Origin of the sequence: Loktanella sp. M215 (genome assembly GCF_021735925.1) — a bacterium.
In the GTDB taxonomy this organism is placed as follows: domain Bacteria; phylum Pseudomonadota; class Alphaproteobacteria; order Rhodobacterales; family Rhodobacteraceae; genus Loktanella.
Window position 1 is genome coordinate 3,566,127 of sequence record NZ_WMEA01000001.1, and the last position, 19,908, is coordinate 3,586,034.

The 19,908-nt window shown below is 63.5% G+C and carries 21 protein-coding genes; 19 read left to right on the forward strand and 2 right to left on the reverse strand.

What is annotated here, in order from left to right; all coding sequences use genetic code 11:
• Window positions 1-35 precede the first annotated feature (35 nt).
• From GLR48_RS17535 to GLR48_RS17545, 3 genes are read left to right on the forward strand one after another with little or no spacing between them, the layout of a single operon-like run.
• Window positions 36-431: a VOC family protein gene (locus tag GLR48_RS17535; protein ID WP_237063310.1), complete on the forward strand. Its 396-nt coding sequence runs from the start codon at window positions 36-38 to the stop codon at window positions 429-431.
• 21 nt (window positions 432-452) lie between these two features.
• Window positions 453-977 carry a Twin-arginine translocation pathway signal gene (locus tag GLR48_RS17540; RefSeq protein ID WP_237063312.1) on the forward strand — a complete coding sequence of 175 codons (525 nt, stop codon included), beginning with the start codon at window positions 453-455 and terminating at the stop codon, window positions 975-977.
• Between the two features lie 15 nt (window positions 978-992).
• Window positions 993-2,564 carry a GMC family oxidoreductase gene (locus GLR48_RS17545; RefSeq protein WP_237063314.1) on the forward strand — a complete coding sequence of 524 codons (1,572 nt, stop codon included), beginning with the start codon at window positions 993-995 and terminating at the stop codon, window positions 2,562-2,564.
• A 526-nt stretch (window positions 2,565-3,090) separates the two neighbouring features.
• Here the strand turns inward: GLR48_RS17545 and GLR48_RS17550 are convergent.
• Window positions 3,091-3,993, reverse strand: coding sequence for a LysR family transcriptional regulator (locus tag GLR48_RS17550; RefSeq protein WP_237063316.1), 903 nt, complete (start codon window positions 3,991-3,993; stop codon window positions 3,091-3,093).
• 114 nt (window positions 3,994-4,107) lie between these two features.
• Between GLR48_RS17550 and GLR48_RS17555 the strand changes: the two genes are divergently transcribed.
• Genes GLR48_RS17555 through GLR48_RS17575 form a run of 5 tightly spaced genes read left to right on the forward strand, consistent with a single transcriptional unit; the run spans window position 4,108 to window position 8,383 of the window.
• Window positions 4,108-4,890, forward strand: a complete 783-nt coding sequence (locus GLR48_RS17555; RefSeq protein ID WP_237063318.1) for a 5-oxoprolinase subunit PxpA — start codon at window positions 4,108-4,110, stop codon at window positions 4,888-4,890.
• Window positions 4,891-4,926: 36 nt separating this feature from the next.
• A complete protein-coding gene (locus GLR48_RS17560) occupies window positions 4,927-5,163 on the forward strand; it encodes an acetyl-CoA carboxylase (protein WP_237063320.1) in 237 nt (78 codons plus the stop codon).
• 4 nt (window positions 5,164-5,167) lie between these two features.
• A complete protein-coding gene (locus GLR48_RS17565; protein ID WP_237063322.1) occupies window positions 5,168-6,550 on the forward strand; it encodes an acetyl-CoA carboxylase biotin carboxylase subunit in 1,383 nt (460 codons plus the stop codon).
• Window positions 6,547-7,422, forward strand: a complete 876-nt coding sequence (locus tag GLR48_RS17570; protein ID WP_237063324.1) for a 5-oxoprolinase subunit B family protein — start codon at window positions 6,547-6,549, stop codon at window positions 7,420-7,422. Before GLR48_RS17565 ends, GLR48_RS17570 begins: the two co-directional genes overlap by 4 nt.
• Window positions 7,412-8,383, forward strand: coding sequence for a biotin-dependent carboxyltransferase family protein (locus GLR48_RS17575; RefSeq protein WP_237063326.1), 972 nt, complete (start codon window positions 7,412-7,414; stop codon window positions 8,381-8,383). The genes GLR48_RS17570 and GLR48_RS17575 overlap by 11 nt, the downstream gene beginning before the upstream one ends.
• Window positions 8,384-8,418: 35 nt before the next feature.
• Here the strand turns inward: GLR48_RS17575 and GLR48_RS17580 are convergent, their stop codons facing one another.
• Window positions 8,419-9,414, reverse strand: coding sequence for a GntR family transcriptional regulator (locus GLR48_RS17580; RefSeq protein ID WP_237063328.1), 996 nt, complete (start codon window positions 9,412-9,414; stop codon window positions 8,419-8,421).
• A gap of 258 nt (window positions 9,415-9,672) precedes the next feature.
• Here GLR48_RS17580 and GLR48_RS17585 point away from each other — a divergent pair, with 258 nt between their 5' ends.
• The 11 genes from GLR48_RS17585 (at window position 9,673) to GLR48_RS17635 (ending at window position 19,894) form a co-directional block, all read left to right on the forward strand.
• Window positions 9,673-10,773: an ABC transporter ATP-binding protein gene (locus tag GLR48_RS17585; RefSeq protein ID WP_237063330.1), complete on the forward strand. Its 1,101-nt coding sequence runs from the start codon at window positions 9,673-9,675 to the stop codon at window positions 10,771-10,773.
• Window positions 10,770-11,681, forward strand: a complete 912-nt coding sequence (locus tag GLR48_RS17590) for an ABC transporter permease (protein WP_237063332.1) — start codon at window positions 10,770-10,772, stop codon at window positions 11,679-11,681. Before GLR48_RS17585 ends, GLR48_RS17590 begins: the two co-directional genes overlap by 4 nt.
• A gap of 3 nt (window positions 11,682-11,684) precedes the next feature.
• On the forward strand, window positions 11,685-12,533 hold the full coding sequence (locus GLR48_RS17595; RefSeq protein ID WP_237063334.1) for an ABC transporter permease: 849 nt from the start codon (window positions 11,685-11,687) through the stop codon (window positions 12,531-12,533).
• The gene (locus tag GLR48_RS17600; protein ID WP_237063336.1) at window positions 12,530-13,258 is read left to right on the forward strand and encodes an SDR family NAD(P)-dependent oxidoreductase; all 729 of its coding nucleotides are present in this window, start codon (window positions 12,530-12,532) and stop codon (window positions 13,256-13,258) included. Before GLR48_RS17595 ends, GLR48_RS17600 begins: the two co-directional genes overlap by 4 nt.
• Window positions 13,255-14,016 carry an SDR family NAD(P)-dependent oxidoreductase gene (locus GLR48_RS17605; RefSeq protein ID WP_237063338.1) on the forward strand — a complete coding sequence of 254 codons (762 nt, stop codon included), beginning with the start codon at window positions 13,255-13,257 and terminating at the stop codon, window positions 14,014-14,016. The genes GLR48_RS17600 and GLR48_RS17605 overlap by 4 nt, the downstream gene beginning before the upstream one ends.
• Before the next feature lie 35 nt (window positions 14,017-14,051).
• Window positions 14,052-15,278, forward strand: coding sequence for an ABC transporter substrate-binding protein (locus GLR48_RS17610; protein WP_237063340.1), 1,227 nt, complete (start codon window positions 14,052-14,054; stop codon window positions 15,276-15,278).
• 67 nt (window positions 15,279-15,345) lie between these two features.
• Entirely contained in the window at window positions 15,346-16,416 is a 1,071-nt protein-coding gene (locus GLR48_RS17615; protein WP_237063342.1) for an ABC transporter ATP-binding protein, read from the forward strand.
• A 19-nt stretch (window positions 16,417-16,435) separates the two neighbouring features.
• Complete coding sequence (locus GLR48_RS17620; RefSeq protein ID WP_237063343.1) at window positions 16,436-17,314, forward strand: polysaccharide deacetylase family protein; 879 nt, start codon at window positions 16,436-16,438, stop codon at window positions 17,312-17,314.
• 74 nt (window positions 17,315-17,388) lie between these two features.
• A complete protein-coding gene (locus GLR48_RS17625; RefSeq protein WP_237063345.1) occupies window positions 17,389-17,712 on the forward strand; it encodes a hypothetical protein in 324 nt (107 codons plus the stop codon).
• The gene (locus GLR48_RS17630) at window positions 17,709-18,701 is read left to right on the forward strand and encodes a CobW family GTP-binding protein (RefSeq protein ID WP_237063347.1); all 993 of its coding nucleotides are present in this window, start codon (window positions 17,709-17,711) and stop codon (window positions 18,699-18,701) included. Before GLR48_RS17625 ends, GLR48_RS17630 begins: the two co-directional genes overlap by 4 nt.
• Entirely contained in the window at window positions 18,698-19,894 is a 1,197-nt protein-coding gene (locus GLR48_RS17635) for an ABC transporter substrate-binding protein (protein WP_237063349.1), read from the forward strand. Before GLR48_RS17630 ends, GLR48_RS17635 begins: the two co-directional genes overlap by 4 nt.
• Window positions 19,895-19,908 lie beyond the last annotated feature (14 nt).

Sequence of the window (19,908 nt, forward strand, 5' to 3'; positions counted from 1 at the left end):
TAACCTGTCCCCACGACCAACAAGGGGAGAGGCCGGTGGCCAAGACGATACATTCCATGATCCGCGTGCTGGACGAGGCCCGTTCTGTCGCGTTCTACGAAAAGGCGTTCGGGCTGACGATCGCCGACCGGCTGGATTTTCCGGACTTCACGCTGGTCTATCTGGCCAACGCCGAGAGTGATTTCGAGCTGGAACTGACGATCAACAAGGGGCGCACCGACCCTTACGACCTAGGCGATGGTTACGGCCACATTGCGGTATCCGTCGACGACCTTGACGCCGAACACGCGCGGTTCGAGGCGGAGGGCCTCAATCCGCGTAAACTTGTTGAATTCGCCCCAGCGGGGGAGCTGGTGGGGCGGTTCTTCTTCGTGGCCGATCCGGACGGCTACCAGATCGAAGTGCTGGCCCGCGCCGGCCGCTTCAAGTGATGACATAAGGGAGGAGACGATATGGAAACGACGACAAGCCCGAAGGGCATGACGCGGCGCCAGCTTCTGTCGCGTGCGACGGCGGCGGGGGCGGCCTTTGTGGTGGGGGCGGGCTTCGTGGCCGCACCCGACGCCGCCTGGGCGGTGGAGATGAAGGCCCTGAGCCCGGAAACATTCGCCACGCTGACGCAGATGGCGCGTGACATCTATCCGCACGACAAGGTGGCCGACGAATACTACGCCGCCGCCGTGCAGATGTATGACACCAACGAAGGGGCTGCGGGCATCGAGGCCGGCATCGCCGCACTGGATGCGGCAGCGCGCGAGGCGGGCTTCGACAGCTACCTTGGCACCCTGTGGGAGTCGGACCGCGTGAAGATCCTGCGCGGGATGGAGGAGACCGACTTCTTTCAGCAGATCCGCAGCGGTCTGGTGACGGGGCTTTATAACCAGAAGGCGATCTGGCCGATCTTTGGCTACGAGGGTGAGAGCTATTCCAAGGGTGGCTACATCAATCGCGGCTTCGACGACATCAACTGGCTTTGAGGGGGGAGACGGATCATGGCAGCACCATTTGATCTGAACGACGACAGCGTCGTCGTCATCATCGGCACGGGCGCCGGCGGCGGCACGCTGGGCAACGAGCTGGCGCAAAAGGGCATCAGCGTCGTCGCACTGGAGGCCGGCGGCCGTTACCTGCCGCAGGATTTCATCAACGACGAGTGGGACAGCTTCGGGCAACTGGCCTGGACCGATACTCGCACGACCTCTGGCGACTGGCGCGTGGCGCGCGATTTCAAGAACCTGCCCGCCTGGATTGTGAAAGCCGTGGGCGGCACCACGACCCACTGGGCCGGTGCCTCTCTGCGGTTTCAGGATCACGAGTGGAAGGCCAAGACGACCTATGGTGCCGTGGAAGGCGCCAACCTGCTGGACTGGCCGATCGACCCGCGCGAGATGGACGATTTCTATACCCGCGCCGAGGAGAAGATGCGCGTGACCCGCACCGGCGGCCGCCCCGGCCTGCCCGGCAACAACAACTACAAGGTGTTCGAGGCGGGCGCCAAGGCCATCGGCATGAAAGAAGTCAGCACCGGCCACATGGCCATCAACTCTGACGAGACCGGCGACCGGATGATGTGCCAGCAGACCGGTTTCTGCTTTCAGGGCTGCAAGTGGGGCGCCAAGTGGTCCACCGCCTATACCGAAGTCCCCGAAGGCGAGGCCACCGGCAACATGGAAGTGCGCGAGCGCGCCCATGTCGCGCGCATCCTGCACGACGCCAGCGGCAAGGTCACGGGCGTCGAGTATTTCGACAAGGACGGCAATCTGCAGATGCAGAAGGCGCGGATGGTCTGCGTCGCGGGCAACTCTTACGAAAGCCCACGCCTGTTGCTGAACTCTGCCTCGTCGATGTTCCCGGACGGGCTGGCGAACAGCTCTGGCATGGTCGGGCGCAACTACATGCGCCACGTCACCGGGTCGGTCTATGGCATCTTCGACAAGCCGGTGAAGATGTGGCGCGGCACGACGATGGCGGGCGTCATGCAGGACGAGGCGGGCTTCAACCCCGACCGCGGCTTTGTCGGCGGTTACGAGCTGGAGACGCTGAGCCTGGGCCTGCCGTTCATGGCGGCCTTCATGGACCCGGGCAGCTGGGGGCGTGAATTCACCACGGCGCTGGACAGCTATGAAAACATGGCCGGCCTGTGGATCGTGGGCGAGGACATGCCGCAGGAAACCAACCGCGTCACGCTGAACATGGACGTGAAGGACCAGCACGGTCTGCCGGTCGCCAACGTCAACTTCAGCGACCACCCCAACGACGTCGCCATGCGCGACCACGCCTACAAGACGGGCATGGCCATGTACGAGGCACTGGGGGCCACGCGGGTCTTGCCGACACCGCCCTACCCGTCCACGCACAACCTTGGCACCAACCGGATGTCGGCGAACGCGGCTGACGGCGTGGTCGACAAGAACGGAAAGGCCCATGATGTGCCGAACCTCTACATCTCTGACGGATCGCAGTTCACGTCGGGTGCTGCGGAAAATCCCACGCTGACCATCGTGGCGCTGGCGATACGACAGGCCGAACACATCGCCACAGAGATGTCGCGCGGCAATATCTGACCATGACGGCCGCGCCCTTCCCAAAGGCGCGGCCGTTCCCCCGTGCGACGGGTCTTCGCAAAACGAGCGTGGAGGCTTCAGGCAGACCAATTGCAGTGGCCTGCTACTGAATTGTCATAAGGCTGCGTCGGAGTCCGGCTGGTGTTGACGCCGATCGGTGCCGGCTGCACATCCGTGCCATCCGCTTGATCGTCAGCTTTTCAGCAAGCCGCCGTTGGCAAACCGCTGGTGTTTACCCATTTTGAAACGCTGAACGCCCCGAACGTCGGCGGTTCGATAGTCACGCTGAGGTCAAGCCTGCACATGGAAATTATCGGCTTCACCGCGTGAGCCATTCTTGACATGTCAAGCACAGGGGTCGCGCCTGTTTCGGCGCGGCCCTTGTTGCCGTCAGACGCACATTCGCGAATGCGTCGATGCAAAGGCGCCCGCAGATATCTCGAAGTCTATAAATGACGCTCCGTGGCCTGTGCGGTCCATCGCAACCTGCAATGTCACGCACACTTACTCTCGCTCTTGGCGAAAATCAGAAGGCAGCCTGCGGCCGCAAATAGGCTCTTCGGAAGTAGTCCCGAAATACAGCCATCGGATCGTTGAAGTCTCTGCCGCGCCGCCAGGCCAGGCCAATGTCCATGCTTGGCACTGGGATGTCGGTCAGCACGGTCCCAATCCTTCGCCCTTCGAGCGACCATGGCCTGTAAACCATATCGGATAGGATCGTGATACCTTCACCGTTCGCGACCATCGACCGCACGGCCTCGGTCGAGGCGGTGCGCAGCTTGACCTTGGGATGAAAGCCGGTCCGGCTCCAATACCTCATGGCCGTCTGGGCGGCTTCGTCGACGGTCAGCATGATGTAATCCTGCGCGGCGATTTCCTCAAAAGTTGCCCGTCCCTTGCGGTGAAAGGGGTGGGTCTGCGAAACCCACAGCCGTCTGGCAGAGCGGAACAGCGTCTGCTGTTCCAGATCGGGATTTTCGAGGTTTGACGTCAGGACGACAGCCATGTCGAGGCGCCCGTTCAACAACTCCTCCTCCACGCTTTCGCGTGGGAGTTCCCGCAATTGAATCGCGAGGCCGGGGAAAAGCTGCCGCAGGCGTTCCAGATGATAGGGCAGGAAATAGCCCATGACCGTGTAGGTCGCAGCGATGGAAATTGTGCCGGTTATTCCGGACTGGTCCCGCGACAGATGCCGCGCCTGCTCGACCCGGTCCAGGATGTCTCTGGCAGACCGGGTCAGTTCCCGGCCCGCATCGGTCAGCTCCATGCCCGTATGGGTGCGCTGGAAGAGTTTGACATCCAGCTCCTCCTCCAGCCGCCGAATGGCATTGGTGATCGCGGACTGCGATATCGCAAGCTGGTTGGCCGCCCGGCTGACCTGACCCGTGTCGGCCGTCGCGATGAAATATGTCAGCTGCGTGAAATCCATGCAGACGGTCCAATCCCTTACCATTATCGCATTCCAAGATATTGCTCGGCGAAAAATCAGAATTTTACAAGACGGCTTGCGATGTTCCAGTCTGCCCGAAACACAGGAGGGCGCATGCGCGATATCGTCGATCTGAACTGTGACATGGGCGAAGGTTTCGGCCATTGGACCTATGGTGAGGCCCCGGACGAAGACCTGATGGCGCTCATCTCCTCTGCCAACGTGGCGGCCGGGTTTCATGCGGGCGATCCCAATTCCATCGACCGGGTGGCGCGGCTGGCCGCGAGCTATGGCGTGGGACTGGGGGCACACCCGGCCTATGACGACCTGCGCGGATTTGGCCGCCGGTTCATCGACGCCTCGCCAGAGGAATTGGTGAACGATGTGCTTTATCAGATCGGTGCGGTGCGCGAATTCGGGCGCCGCCACGGCATTCCCCTGCAGCACGTCAAGCCACACGGCGCCCTTTACATGGAAGCCGCCCGGAACGAGACGCTGTCTGCCCAGCTTGTCCAGGCCCTGATCGCGTTGAACGGCGATCTGATCCTGTTCTGCATGGGCATGTCCAAGACCTATGACATCGCCCGCGCGGCCGGGCTGACCACGGTGCGTGAATTCTTTGCCGACCGCGATTACGGCGACGACGGATCGATCATCTTCAAACGGACGGTGCAGCGCAGCGATCCGGAGGCCATCGCCGACAAATGTCTGCGCGCCTGCAAGGAGGGGACGGTGGTGACGGACACGGGCAACGTGATCGAAGTCGCCTTCGAATCCATCTGCTTTCATTCCGATACGCCCGGCGCCCTGGACAACGGCCGCGCCATCAAGGCCCGGCTGGAAGCCAACAACATCCGCATCGCACCTGCCGCCGAGGTTCTGGCGCGGATGCGCTGATCCCGGCACGCCCCACCCCATCACAGGAGAGACGTCATGGCCGACATCCAATCCCCGCTACCGGGGACGTTCTATCAAAAGCCGTCACCGGACGAAGAACCCTACAAGGCCGCAGGCGATGCGGTCGCCGCGGGCGACACCGTCGGTCTGATCGAGGTCATGAAGACCTTCATCGAGGTCAAGGCCGAGGCTGCGGGCACCTTCGATGCCTACGTTGCCGAAAACGAATCCGCCGTGACGGCCGGGGCGGTGCTGGCGCGGTTGCAGGATTGAACCGATGACCATTCAGAAGCTGCTGATCGCCAACCGCGGTGAAATCGCGGTGCGGATCATACGGGCCGCAAAGTCGCTGGGCCTCGCGACGGTGCAGGTTCATTCTGAAGCGGACGCCGACATGCTGGCCGTGCGCGAGGCGGACGAGGCGATCTGCATCGGCCCGCCGCCGGCGCGGACCTCCTACCTCGATATCGATGCCGTGCTGGATGCGGCGCGAACCTCCGGCGCTGACGCCATTCACCCCGGCTATGGCTTTCTGTCCGAAAGTGCCGCATTCGTGCGCCGGGTCGAGGCGGCGGGGCTGACCTTCATCGGACCTTCGGCCGACACGATTGCCCGCATGGGTGACAAGGTCGCGGCACGGCAGGCGGCCGTGGCGGCGGGCGTGCCTGTCGTGCCCGGGTCCGACGGCCGGGTCGACGACATGGAGGAGATCATCGCCCTGGCCGACCGCATCGGTTATCCGGTCATGGTCAAGGCCGCCGCCGGCGGTGGCGGACGCGGCATCCGGGTCGCCGACGACGCCGCCAGTCTGCGCAAGCTGGCGCCGCAGGCCCGGCAAGAAGCCGAAGCGGCCTTTGGCGACGGCGGGCTTTACCTTGAACGTGCGATCCGTGCGCCGCGCCACATCGAAGTCCAGATCATGGGCGACGGCATCGACGCCGTGCATTTCTTTGAACGTGAATGTTCGCTGCAGCGCCGCCGCCAGAAGGTCTGGGAAGAAGCGGGTGCCGCCTGTCTTGATGACGCGACCCGGCAGGCGCTCTGCGCCTCTGCCGTGGCGCTGGCCAAGACCGTCTCTTACCGCGGTGCGGGGACGCTGGAATATCTGTATGATGCGCAAACGAACGAGTTCTTCTTTATCGAGATGAACACGCGCATCCAGGTCGAACACCCGGTGACCGAAATGCTGACCGGCGTCGATCTGGTGGCCGAGATGATCCGCGTCTGCGGCGGCGCCCCCCTGTCGCTGACCCAATCCGACATCAGCGCGCAGGGTCACGCTATCGAGGTGCGTATCAATGCCGAAGACCCTCACATGCAATTCATGCCCTTCCCCGGCAAGGTCGGACGGCTGCACCTTCCCGAAGGCGATGGCATCCGCGTGGATCACTTCCTCTACGACGGCTACCAGATCCCGCCGTTCTACGACTCGCTGCTGGGCAAGCTGATCGTTCACGCGGACACGCGCGAGGCCGCGATCGACAAGCTGCAAAAGGCCCTGCAGACCCTCGTGATCGCAGGGGTCAAGACGACGATCCCGCTGCACCTTGCCCTGACACGCGACCCGGACGTCCGTGCCGGACGCTTTCATACCCAATGGCTTGAGACATGGCTTGCGGGCGGCGGGCTTTCGCAACAGCCGACAGGAGAAACCCCATGAAGACCCGATATACCTTCGGCGGTGACGAACATATCTTCGTCGAAGTGGACGAGGAAATGTCCCTCGATGCCTTCTTCAAATCCCTGACGATGAGCAATGCGGTCCGCGCGGCGGACCTGCCCGGCGTGACCGAGATCTGCCCCGGCAATGCGTCCTTTCAGGTCCGCTTTGATCCCGAAGTCATGCATCCCGACGCGATGATGTCCGCGATCAAGGATCTGGAAACGCAGGCCGAAGCCGCAGAGGATCGCCTGACCACCCGCATCGTCGAGGTCCCGGTCTACTACAAGGATCCGTGGACCCAGGAGACCTTGATGCGCTTTCGCGAGCGGCATCAGGACCCCGACGCGACCGATCTGGAATACGCGGCCCGGATCAACGGGTACGACAGCGTCGATGACTTCATCGTGGCTCATCACAGTGCACCTTGGTTCGTGTCGATGGTCGGCTTCGTGTCCGGCCTGCCGTTCCTATATCAACTCGTCGCCCGCGACCGCCAGATCGAGGTGCCGAAATATCTGCGGCCCCGGACCGACACGCCGAAACAGACCGTGGGCTACGGCGGCTGCTTTACCGCGATCTATTCCGTGCGCGGCGCCGGTGGCTACCAGATGTTCGGGATCACGCCGATGACGATCTACGACCCCCGGCAAGAGGTGTCGTACCTGAAGGATTTCATGGTATTTTTCCGCCCCGGCGACATTGTCAAGTTCGCACCCATCGACCGCGCCGAATACGACCGCGTCCTTGCAGGGGTTGCCGACGGGACATGGCAACCCCGGATCGCAGAGGTGGAATTCGACCTCGACGCCTTCAAGGCGGACATGACCGGCACCAATGCCAAGCTGATGGAGGCGCTCAATGACGCTTGAAATCATCAAGAACGGCCTGTCGACGACGGTTCAGGACCTGGGCCGGCCCGGCTATTTCCATCTTGGCATCCCGCAGAGCGGCGCGATGGATCGCTATGCCCTGCGCGCGGCGAACCTGCTGGTCGGCAATCCCGAGGATGCCGCCTGCCTGGAAGCCGTCTTCATGGGCCCCGAAATCACGTTCACAGCGGACTGCACGATCGCCGTCTGCGGGGCAGAGATTCCGGTCACCCTTGACGGGACGGCCTGCGAGACCTGGACCAGCATCGCCGTGTCCGCCGGTCAGACACTGAAGTTCGGGTTCCTGACGGCGGGTGCCCGCCTTTACATCGCCGTGTCCGGTGGCATCGACACCCCTGCCGATCTGGGCAGCCGGTCGACCTATCCCATCGGCGCATTGGGTGGGGTCGCGGGGCGCGCGGTGCAGCCGGGCGACAGCCTGCCTGTCGGGACCGGCACAGCCGCCGCGGCCGGGCGCTGCGTGCCTGCCAACCTGCGCCGTTTGCCGGCGACGCCAGCGGCCCTGCGGGTGTTGCCGGGCCTGTACTGGGACCGGCTGACGGATGCGGCAAAGGATCGGTTCTTTGCCGACACCTGGACCGTCGCGTCAGAGGCCGACCGCATGGGATACCGGTTCAAGGGCGGCCATCCGCTGGAATTCGTCGACCGCGAACAGCCGTTCGGCGCGGGGTCGGATCCGTCGAACATCGTGGACGGCTGTTATTCCTATGGCTCCATCCAGGTGCCCGGCGGGACGGAACCCATCGTGCTGCACCGCGACGCCGTATCGGGCGGGGGATACTTTACACTGGGGGCCGTGATTTCCGCCGACATGGACCTTGTGGGGCAACTGCAGCCCAACATGCCGGTCCGGTTTGTCCGGGTCGACATGGACGAAGCGCTGACGGCGCGGCGTCACGAGTCCGAACGGCTTGACCGTCTGCGGCAGGCGCTGCGGTGACGCGGGGCGGCAGCCCGACAATCTGCGCGGGCGTGTCAGTCCGGCACGAGGTAATCGGCCAGATCGGTCGGTGGGTCGATGACCGACACGATCTTGAGCTGCGCAATCGTGCGGTTCAGGGCGTTTTGCAGATGGGTCGCCATCATGTTCGCCGCCGCCCTTGCCGTGCCCGCCAGCAGCAGGTCGATCACCATGCAAAGTTCCAGCAGGGACTGACGGTGCGGTGGCAGACCAATCGAGAACAGCACGCGCTGGGATGCTTCCAGCGCGCTGCGGTTGGCACTGACGTAATGGGCCAGATCGACGTTCGGCGTCGACAGGATCGCCAGCCGCAGAAAGGCATTGTCCAGATCGAACCAGGCCTCGGGACTCATCGTGGCGTCGTCGGGGGTGTCACGGATGCGCACCGCAAGGTCGGCCAGCGCCGGGATATCAATCTCTGCGGATTTCAGGGCGGCGATCTCAAGAACGATCCGCATCTCGTACTTGTCCTTGATGCGACGGGCGGTCAGCGGTTCCACGATCCAGCGCATGTTCGCCTTTTTCTGCACCAGCCCGCGTTCCTGAAGGCGGGACAGCACGTCGCGGATGACCGTACGGCTGACGTCGAAATCACGGGCCAGCGTCGCCTCGATCACGCGGTAACGGCCGAACACCAGACAGCGCGACAGTTCCGCCGCGACCTCGTCCTGGATGCGCAACCAGTTCGGCTGGCCAGCGGTGTCGTCCAGACCGTCAAGGTTCAGGTCGATGGACCGCAGATCCAGCCGCTGCGGCGTGTCATCGCCCGCCACCAGAAAGCCGCGCCCGTCGAACCGGCGGATGCGCCCTTCGTCGGCCAGAATCGACAACGCCCGCTTGACCGTGGCGCGGGACGTGGACAGCCGTTCGGAGAGGGCACTTTCCTGCAGCACCACGCCGGGTGCGAGCTTGCCTTCCACGATGTTGTTTCGGATCGCCTCTGCCGCGGCCTCGCATAACGTCGAGGGGAGCGTGCCGCGCACCTCGGCCAAGACCGGTTTGGACCTCATTGGTTCGGACTCTCTGCGGCGGATCAAGAACGACGTTGCAGCCAACCTACCCACTTTCGGGCGGGGATGGAATAATGTTTTTGGTGCTCAATAATCGTTATTGCGGCCGCGATTCGCAGCCTTTCGCCAATTTTTTCGATCTTATGGCGGAGTATTTCGCCTGCTTCGCTCAAAGAACGAGCAATGCCTCCACCCAAAAATGACTATTGCATGCACTAATCGTAATTTTTCTTGATCGACTCATCGAACGATGTCTGAATGCCCAAAAGCGAACAGGAGTGTCAGGTGCTGACGCTGAATCAAGTCACACGCCGCTACGGCCAGACGACGGCGATCGACGCACTCGATTTCGTCGTGCCGGATGATACTTACGTCGCCCTGCTTGGCGCGTCGGGATCCGGCAAGACCACGCTGCTGCGCCTGATCGCAGGCTTCGAGGAACCCGACGCGGGCACGATCCGTCTGGGTGACGCGCGTCTGGACGGACGCCCCCCGCACCTGCGCGGCATCGGGTTCGTGTTCCAGAATTTCGCCCTGTTTCCCCACCTCACCGTGTCCGAAAACGTCGCTTACGGCCTGACCTACCGCGCAGAAGACCGCGTCACCGATAAATCAGAACTGAAGGACCGCATGGCCGCGGCCTTGGCGATGGTCGGCCTCGACGGCTTCGGTCACCGTGGCGTGGCCGAAATCTCGGGCGGTCAGCGGCAACGGGTGGCGCTGGCGCGGACGCTGGTGACAGAGCCGCGGCTGGTTCTGCTGGACGAGCCGCTGGGCGCCTTGGACGCCAACCTGCGGGACCGGATGTGCGACGAGTTGCGGGCGATCCGCGAGCGACTGAAGGTCAGTTTTCTGCATGTCACCGGATCCGAAACCGAAGCGCTGACGATGGGTGACCAGGTTGCCGTGCTGTCCGATGGCAAGATCGCGCAGTCCGACTCGGCCCGCGCCCTGTTCGAGCGTCCCGCAAATGCCGCGGCGGCCCGTCACCTGAACGCCTGGAACCTGCTACCCGGTCGGGTCGAAAGCAACGTGCTGAAGACGCCCGCCGGCGACATGCCGATGCCCCGCAGCCTGCGCGACGGGTCCGACGCCCAGATCGCGATCCGGTTCGACCAGATCGGCGTGTCGCCCGTCGACGCCGTGCCGACCGGGCGCAATCATTTCACGGCCCGCTACCTGACCGGCGAATTCAACGGCCCCACGGCGCTGTCGTTCTTTCGCACCATCGATGGCGCACTGATCCAGGTCGTCGACCATTTCAGCGATGCCCGGCTGCCCGACCTGACCGAAGGGCAGACCTATGCCCTGCATTATCAACCCGACGCAGCACTGGTCTTTGAAGGAGGCGCACGATGACGTCCACCGCGGCCGACATCGCCACCGACCGCCGGACCAGCCCCGCGGTCATCCGCCAGAACAAGGATCGGCGTCGCGCCCTTTTGCTGCTGTCGCCGGGCGTGATCTGGATGACCCTGTTCCTGCTGCTGCCGCTGTGTATGGTGGTCTACGTGTCCTTCTGGACGCAGACGACATTCGCGGTCGAACCCACGCTGACGACGGCCAGCTGGCAGCAGTTCCTCAGCTCTCCCACCTACTTGTCGGCCATCTGGACCACGGTGCGGATCTGGGCGATCGTGCTGACCGCGACGCTGGTGGTGGGCTATCCTGTCGCGCTTTACATCGGGCTTTTCGTGCAGAACAAGACGCTGCAGACGGCCCTGCTGGTCGCCTGCGTGATCCCGTTCTGGACGTCTTTCCTGATCCGCGTGATCGCCTGGCGTCCCATGCTGGGGACCGAGGGGGCGATCAACACGATCCTGCTGAAGGTCGGGCTGATCCACGAACCTTTGACCTTCCTGCTGTTTTCCGAATTCTCGGTGCTGGTCGGCATGACGCAGATCTACTGCGTGTTCATGGTCGGGCCCATTACCTTCATGATCGGGCGCATCGACCCCAGCGTCATCGAGGCCGCCCGCGATCTGGGTGCGTCGTTCGGCACGATCTTTCGTCGGATCGTGCTGCCGCTGTCGCTGCCGGGCGTGATCGTCGGCGCGATCTTCGTGTCGGTTATGGTGCTGGGCGAATTCGCCACTGCCGCGTCCCTGTCCGGCCGCAAGGTCAACCTGCTGGGCAACATCATCGTCAGTCAGGTCGGATCGCTGAAGTGGGCCTTTGCCGCTGTGGCGGGTGTCGTCCTGACGATCATCATCACCGCGGTCATCACGCTGGCCCTGCGTGTCGTCGACCTGCGCAAGGAGATGTAAGCCATGAACGCCGGACCCCTGCGCCCTGCCCTCGCAATCTATACCGCCCTGTTCCTGCTGTTCCTCTACGGCCCGATGATCGTGCTGGCGATCCTGAGCTTTCAAAGCCAGAGCGGCGGCCCCCAGTTTCCGATCCAGGACTGGTCGGTCTACTGGTACGAGCATCTGCTGGGGCTGGCCGAAACCAGCCGCGTGTCCCAGCTGCCCGTGGGCGACAGCCTGCTGCGGTCGCTGACGCTGGCCTTCATGACGACGGTCGTGTCCGTCACGCTGGGCACCATGAGCGCGGAAGCCTTCCGCACGCGGTTCAAGGGGTCGGGCCCGGTCTTCTACCTCGTGATCCTCGGCATGATGGTGCCGGGCGTTCTGGTGGGTCTTGGCATGGCCTTGCTGGCCAATGTGCTGGGCATCGACCGCGCGTGGTGGTCGACGGCGTTCGTCCTGCACGTGGTCTATACATACCCCTTTGCGTTCCTCGTCATGCTGGCGATCTTCAACCGCTTCGACCGGTCGATCGAGGAGGCGTCGATGTCGCTGGGCGTCAGCCGCGGGCAGACGTTCCGCCGGGTGACGTTCCCGATCCTGTTTCCCGGCGTGCTGTCGGCGGCGCTTTTCAGCTTCACGCTCAGCTACGACGAATTCGCCCGGACCCTGTTCACGGCGGGGCGCGATCTGACCCTGCCGCTGGCGATCTACGGCACCTTCTCGGTCGAGATCTATCCCAACATCTTTGCCTTCGGCGTGTTGACGACGCTGTTCAGCTTTACCCTGCTGGTGATCTACGGCCTGCTGATGAAGCGGTTCACCGGCGCCAAGACCAGCACATACAAAGGTCAGGAGGACGCGGCATGATCGCCCTGGTGACGGGTGCAGGGTCCGGCATCGGCGCTGCCATCGCGGAACGGCTGGCAGCGGATGGCCACCGTGTGGCCGTCAACGATCTGCACATCGACAGTGCCATGGCCACGGCAACGCGCATTCGCGCCACGGGCGGTGAGGCGCAGGGCTATGCCGCCGACGTCTCGGACGAGGCGGCGGTCGGCACCATGCTGGCTGCCGTTCACGCTGACATGGGCGCCCCGGATATCGTCGTGAACAACGCGGGATTTGCGCATCAGGCGCCATTCCTGGACATCACGCCCGCGCAGTTCGACCGCATCTTTGCGGTCCATGTGCGCGGCACCTACCTTGTCACCCGCGCCTGCCTGCCCGCGATGATCGACGCAGGGCACGGGATCGTGGTCAATATCGCGTCACAACTGGGCCAGATCGGCGGGGTGGAACTGGTGCATTACGCGGCGGCGAAGGCGGCGATCATCGGCATGACAAAGTCGCTGGCGCGAGAGATGTCGGCCAAGGGCATCCGCATCAACGCCGTGGCGCCCGGCCCGATCAACACACCCTTGGTCGAGACCCTATCGGACGACTGGAAGGACATGAAACGCGCGGAACTGCCCCTCGGCCGCTTTGGCGAGCCGTCGGAAATCGGCGGCGTCGTGTCGTTCCTCTGTTCCGCCGATGCGGCGCTATTCGTCGGCCAGACCCTTGGCCCCAATTCCGGAGATGTGATGCTATGACCGACAGCAACAATAAGATTGTCCTGATCACCGGGGCCGGTATCGGTATCGGGCGCGCGACGGCCGAACGGTTCGGCCGGGACGGATATCATGTCATCGTGACGGACGTGCTGGACACAGACGGCCAGTCGGCCGTGACAGCGATCATTGACGCCGGTGGCAGCGCCGAATTTCGACACCTCGACGTGCGCAGCACGCCGGATGCCGATGCGCTGGTGGCGGATATCATTGCAATCCATGGAAAGATCGACGTCATCGTCGCCAATGCCGGCATCGCCCATCGCGTGCCGATGGCCCAGATGACGGATGAGAAGTGGGACGAAACCTTTGATATCGACCTCAAGGGGATGCTGCGTGTCATTCGTCCGGCCTTGTCATCGATGCCCAAGGGCGGGTCCATTGTCTGCCTCAGTTCGATCATGGGCGTGGCTTACGGCTGGGATGAACACGTCCACTACTCCGCCGCCAAGTCCGGCGTCGTGGGGCTGGTCAGGGGTCTGGCCGTGGAATGCGCCAAGTCGGAATTGCGCGTCAACGGCGTCGCCCCCGGCTATATCCGCACGGCGCAACTGCTGAGCGAACAGAACAGTCTGGGGCCGAACGCGGCAGAGATCGCATCCCCCTACATCCCGATGGGACGATTGGGCGATCCGGCAGAGATCGCATCCGTCATCGCCTTTCTTGTATCTTCCGACGCCTCTTACCTGACGGGTCAGGTGGTGACGGTCGACGGCGGTCTGATGCCAGGCCGCTACTGAGCCGAACACAATAAACAGCAACAGGGAAAAACGACATGACATCTTCTTCTTCGTTCAATCGTCGCCGCTTTCTGCAGGGGACGGCGGCCGTCGGGGCCGCTGCTGCAGGGTCCGGCATCCACCCCTGGACCAAATGGGCCATGGCACAGGATCTGTCCTCGGAATCGTTGCGGACGACCGGTCTGTCCACGACCGTGCAGGACCGCATCCTTGAAATGTTCAAGGCCGACTCTGGCGTATCTGCGGTCTCTGGCACGCCGGCCACGTTCCCCGATGCCCAGACCAAGATCCTGTCCGGATCGTCCGACTACGACACATGGGAGATCATCGCAGAACGTCTGCCTGCGTTGATCGCCACCGACAACGTCGAACCGATCCCCGTCGCCGACGTGCCGAACTGGGCCAACATCCGCGACACCTTCACCAAGATCGATCCGCGCTGGGACGCGCGGTCGCAGATCACCGGCCAGATCTGGACGGACGAGACGCAGACCTCTCTCTACATGGTGCCGGCGGTCTACAACTACGATTCCATCGGCTACAACCCGGACGTCCTGTCCGAGGAAGAAGCCAACACCTGGACCGCGATCTTCGACGAAAAATGGCAGGGCAAGTCCGGTTTGAACGTCGATCCGCTGATCGCCATCGGACAGGCCGTCCTTGCCATGAATTCGCTGGGTCTGCTGGAGGCCAAGAACCCCGGCAACCCCACCGTCGAGGAAATCGACGAGGCCGCCAAGTTCCTGATCGCCAAGAAGAAGGCCGGCCAGTTCCGCGCGCTGTGGGGCGATTTCGGCGAGTTGGTCAACCTGATGGCATCGGGTGAAATGGTCGTCTGCGACGCGTGGCAACCCGCCGTCATGGCCGTCAAGGCGCAGGGCAAGCCCGCGAAATATGCGACACCCAAGGAAGGCTACCGCGCCTGGGCCATCGGTCCGTCGATGCTGCGCAATACGCCGAACCGTGAGGCGGTCATCGCCTACGCCAACTTCTGGCTGTCCGGAGAGCCGGGCATCAGCGTCACCGAGCAAGGCTATTATTCGCCGTCCACCAGCATCAAGGATGTCATGGACCCGAAGAAATACGCCTTCTGGTACGAGGGCGCGCCGTGGGAAGGCGAGGCCGAGCGTGGCATCAATCCCGGCGACCTGCGCGACGGTGGCTCTCTCGAAGAGCGTGCGGCGAACGTGGCCTACTGGCACCAGTGGCCCGACGAATACGACCAGCTGATCCGCCGCTGGGACGAATTCCTGAACGCCTGATCCCCGCCATCGGGCCCCGCAGGTGCGCGGGGTCCGACCCCTTCACCGGTTGAATTCGCAGGTGCCCATGATCCACGATCTTGAATTGCTGCAGGTCGGAAAGACCTATCCCGACGGGACCGTGGCCGTGTCCGGTTTCGATCTGAAGGTGGAAAAGGGCGAATTCGTCGCATTCCTTGGCCCGTCGGGCTGCGGCAAGTCCACGACCCTGCGCATGATCGCCGGGTTCGAGGACATCACTCAAGGCGAAATCCTGATCAAGGGACGCAACGTGTCCCGCACGCCGCCGGAAAAGCGCCCGACGTCGATGATCTTTCAGAACTATGCCCTGTTTCCGCACATGACCGTGCGCCAGAACATCGGGTTCGGGCTGGATATCAAGAAGATGCCCAAGGCCGACAAGGACAGCAAGGTCGACCGGATCCTCGACATGTTCGACCTGACCGCCTTTGCTGAGCGAAAGGCCGACAAGCTGTCGGGGGGCCAGCGCCAGCGCATCGCACTGGCCCGCGGCCTTGTGGTCGAACCCGAGATCCTCCTGCTGGACGAACCGCTGGGCGCGCTGGATGCGAACCTGCGCCGGATCATCCAGAACGAGCTGAAGCTGCTGCAGCGCGAACTGGGCATCACCTTCGTCTTCGTCACCCACGCCCAGTCCGAGGCGCTGGGACTGTCGGACCGCGTCGTCGTGATGTCGAACGGGATCGTCGAACAAATCTCGCCACCCAAGGAATTGTATCGCCGACCCGCGACCCGCTTTGTGGCCGACTTCATCGGGTCCAACACAATCATCGAAGGCCGCCCCGTAGGCTTGGCAGAGGCGGGCAGCTACGCCCACCTTGAAACGCCGCTGGGCCTGATCAAGGGGCGTGGCCCCGCAGGCGCCGGTCTGGCCGTGATCCCGGCAGAGGCCTTCCGCATCACGCCCAGCGGCGCCGCGCACGAGATCCGATTTGCCGGCACCGTCACCGCGCGGCAGCTGGTCGGATCGGTCGGACACCTGCGTGTGCGCCTGTCCGACGACCGCGAAATTTCGGTCGAAACCCATTCCGGAACGCCAGAGGCGCAAGCCCTGACGCCCGGATCGACGGTGACGCTCGGGGTCGACCCCGAGGCGATTACCCTGATACCTGCATGACTTACCAAGGAGAGTAGACATGGCAAAAGAAATTCTGGTCGGCTTCGGCATCGACGTGGACGCAGTGGCCGGTTGGCTGGGGTCCTACGGCGGCGAAGACAGCCCCGACGACATCTCTCGTGGCATGTTCGCGGGCGAGGTAGGCTCGCCCCGGTTGCTGGACCTGTTCGACAAGATGGGCCTCAAGACCACATGGTTCATTCCCGGCCATTCGGCCGAAACATTTCCCGAACAGATGAAGGACGTGGCCACCCGCGGCCACGAGATCGGCATCCACGGCTACAGCCACGAAAACCCCATTGCCATGACCCGCGAGCAGGAAATCGCGGTACTGGACAAGGCCATCGACGTCATCACCGTCCTGTCGGGCAAGCGGCCGACAGGCTATGTCGCCCCCTGGTGGGAATTTTCCAACGTCACCAACGAGTTGCTGCTGGAGCGCGGCATCAAGTATGACCATTCGCTGATGCACAACGACTTTACCCCCTACCGGGTGCGCGTGGGCGACAAGTGGACCAAGATCGACTATTCGCTGAAGCCAGAACAGTGGATGAAACCGCTGGAGCGGGGCGAAGAGACAGACCTGATCGAGATTCCGGCCAACTGGTATCTGGACGATCTGCCGCCGATGATGTTCATCAAGAAGGCCCCCAACAGCCACGGCTTCGTCAATCCCCGCGACATCGAGGAGATGTGGCGCGATCAGTTCGACTGGGTCTATGCCAACATGGATTATGCCGTGTTTCCGATCACGATCCACCCGGACGTGTCGGGCCGCCCGCAGGTGCTGCTGATGCTCGAACGCCTGATCAAGCACATCCAGAGCCACGAAGGCGTGCGCTTTGTCACCATGAACGAGATGGCCGACGACTACGACAAACGCTTTCCGCGCGCCTAAGCGCTGGCCATGCTGGGCGCAGGCCGGATACAACCGGCCTGCGCCCTGACCGATATAGAAAAGAAGACAGCAACATGTGCTCGCTCTGCGGCATCCTTGGATGCGATGACCACTGGACCAATGCCGTCGACCGGCCCGGAGTCTATACGCGCAATGCTGACCGCCAGCAGCGCCGCGCGGATGCGACGCAAAGGATCGCGGCCGCGAACCGCGTGCTGTCCTTTCGGCGGCTATCACTCGCTGAATGGCAGGGACGGTCCTATGTCCTGTCCACGGCTACCGGCGCGACCACGATCTTCGACGCCCTTTCGCACCTGTGGCCAGAGGCAGAAGCGATGGCGACCCGCGGTTTTGATCCGCTGGATCCCGCATTGATCGACTGGGTGGCCGCACGATGACGCCGGTCACGCTGCTGACGGGCTTTCTGGGGTCCGGCAAGACCACGCTGCTGCAACGTCTGCTGACCGATCCCGCCATGGCGCAGGCCGCCGTGCTGATCAACGAATTCGGCGAGGTGGGACTGGATCACGACCTGCTGGACCGCATCGACGATAATGTGGTGCTGATGAAATCCGGCTGCATCTGCTGCACGGTCCGCGGAGAGGTCGCCGATGCCCTGATGAACCTGCAATCCCTGCGCGACCGGGGCGAGATTGCCTTCGACCGGGTGGTCATCGAAACGACGGGCCTTGCCGATCCCTACCCTGTTCTGCAGACCCTGCGCGCCCATCCGGTGCTGCGCAGTCACTTCAACAACGGCGGCGTGCTGACCACGGTGGACAGCGTCAACGCGGCGTCCCAGATCGCGCACCGGGCAGAGGCCGTGCGCCAGATCGCCGCCGCCGACCGCATCGTCCTGACCAAGACCGACCTTGCCGACCCCGGTGACGTGCTGGCCCTGTGCCGCGCACTGGCCCGGGTGAATCCGACGGCACACGTGGTGACCAGTGACGCCCCCACCCCCCAGATCGTCGGTGCACTGGATGTCGGCCTGATCCCCGACGATATCCCGGACACCGCGTCCCACGAGGGTCATCATCACCATGCCCACACGCTGAACGAGGATCTGGGCGTCGTGACCTTTTCACTGACCGTCGATCAGCCCGTGGACTGGACCAACTTTGGTATCTGGCTGACGCTGCTGCTGCACCGCTACGGCGACCGCATCTTTCGCGTGAAGGGAATCCTGTCGATCGCGGGCGAGACCAATCCCGTGGCCATTCATGGCGTACAGCATCTGGTCCACGCGCCGGTCCATATGACCCGCTGGCCCAAGGGACCACGCACCTCCCGCCTTGTCTTCATTCTCGAAGACATCGACCCCGACCTGATCCGCCGGTCCTTTGCCGCCTTCATGAAACTGGATGACGTGCGGGCCGTCGCGTGACGGCCCCTCTTCGGATCCTGTGCACCGAAATCCTGCCGTGGCGGCTGCTCAAGGATCAGGCAGAGGCCGATCTGGATTTTCCGATCGAGTTTCATGAACAGGACTTCGTGACGGCCCAGCGCACCGCGGCGATGTCGCCCGAAAGCTACGATGTCTACGACCAGTGCTTTCACAACCTCGACATCGTCTGGCATTGGCGCGCGATCCAGCCCATCGACGTCAGCCGGATCGAAACCTGGGACGAGATGACGGGGCTGGCCCGCACCATTGGCGTCCCCGGGCGACGCGGCGTCGGTGATGCACCGGCGACACGCCTTTACGTGCAGCCCGACGGCACCCTGTCCGAAAACCCGACCGGCCGCATCTCGATGCTGCCGACAGTCCACAACTTCGACAGCTTCGCCATCAATCAGGAGGTCTCGACCGTCGATGTCGACCGCGAGGTCACCAGTTGGAGCGAACTGCTGGCGCCGCGCTGGCACGGCCGCGTCGCGCTTGTCGACGAACCTGCGATCGGGGCGTTCGATCTGACGATGGCGCTGGTCGCAGCGGGTCGCATGACTGTCCGTGATCTGGGCAACATGACCGTCGAGGAAATCGACGAGATGGCCCGGCATGCGACGGAACTGGTGCAGTCCGGTCATTTGGCGCCGTTCTGGCGGCGCGCACCCGAACCCGTCGAACGCTTCGCCTCCGGGGAATTGACGATCTCGTCGATCTGGTCGCCCTCTGTCGTCACGATGAAGGCGCGCGGTCTGAAGGTCCGGCAGGCGTTTCCGGCCGAAGGCTACCGTGCATGGCACGGCGGCCTGTGTCTGGCCCGGCATCTGGATGGCGACCGACTGGACATGGCCTATGCCTGGCTGAACTGGTTTCTGGAAGGTTGGGCCGGTGCCAACATGGCGCGGCAAGGTTATTACATCTCTGTCCCGGATCGCATCCGCGCACATCTGGACCCGGACGAGTGGGATTACTGGTACGACGGAAAACCGGCCGCCCGCGATCTGCCCGATCCACAGGGTCGGACCGCGATCCGAGCCGGCGAAATCCGGTCGGGCGGGTCCTATCGCACCCGGTCCAATCACATCGCCGTCTGGAACAGCACCATGGACGAGCATAACTTCCTCGTCCGGCGCTGGACCGAGATCATCGCACTGGCCGAACAGCGTGGCGCACGCCGCCGCACCGGCTGACACCCGAAAGGCCC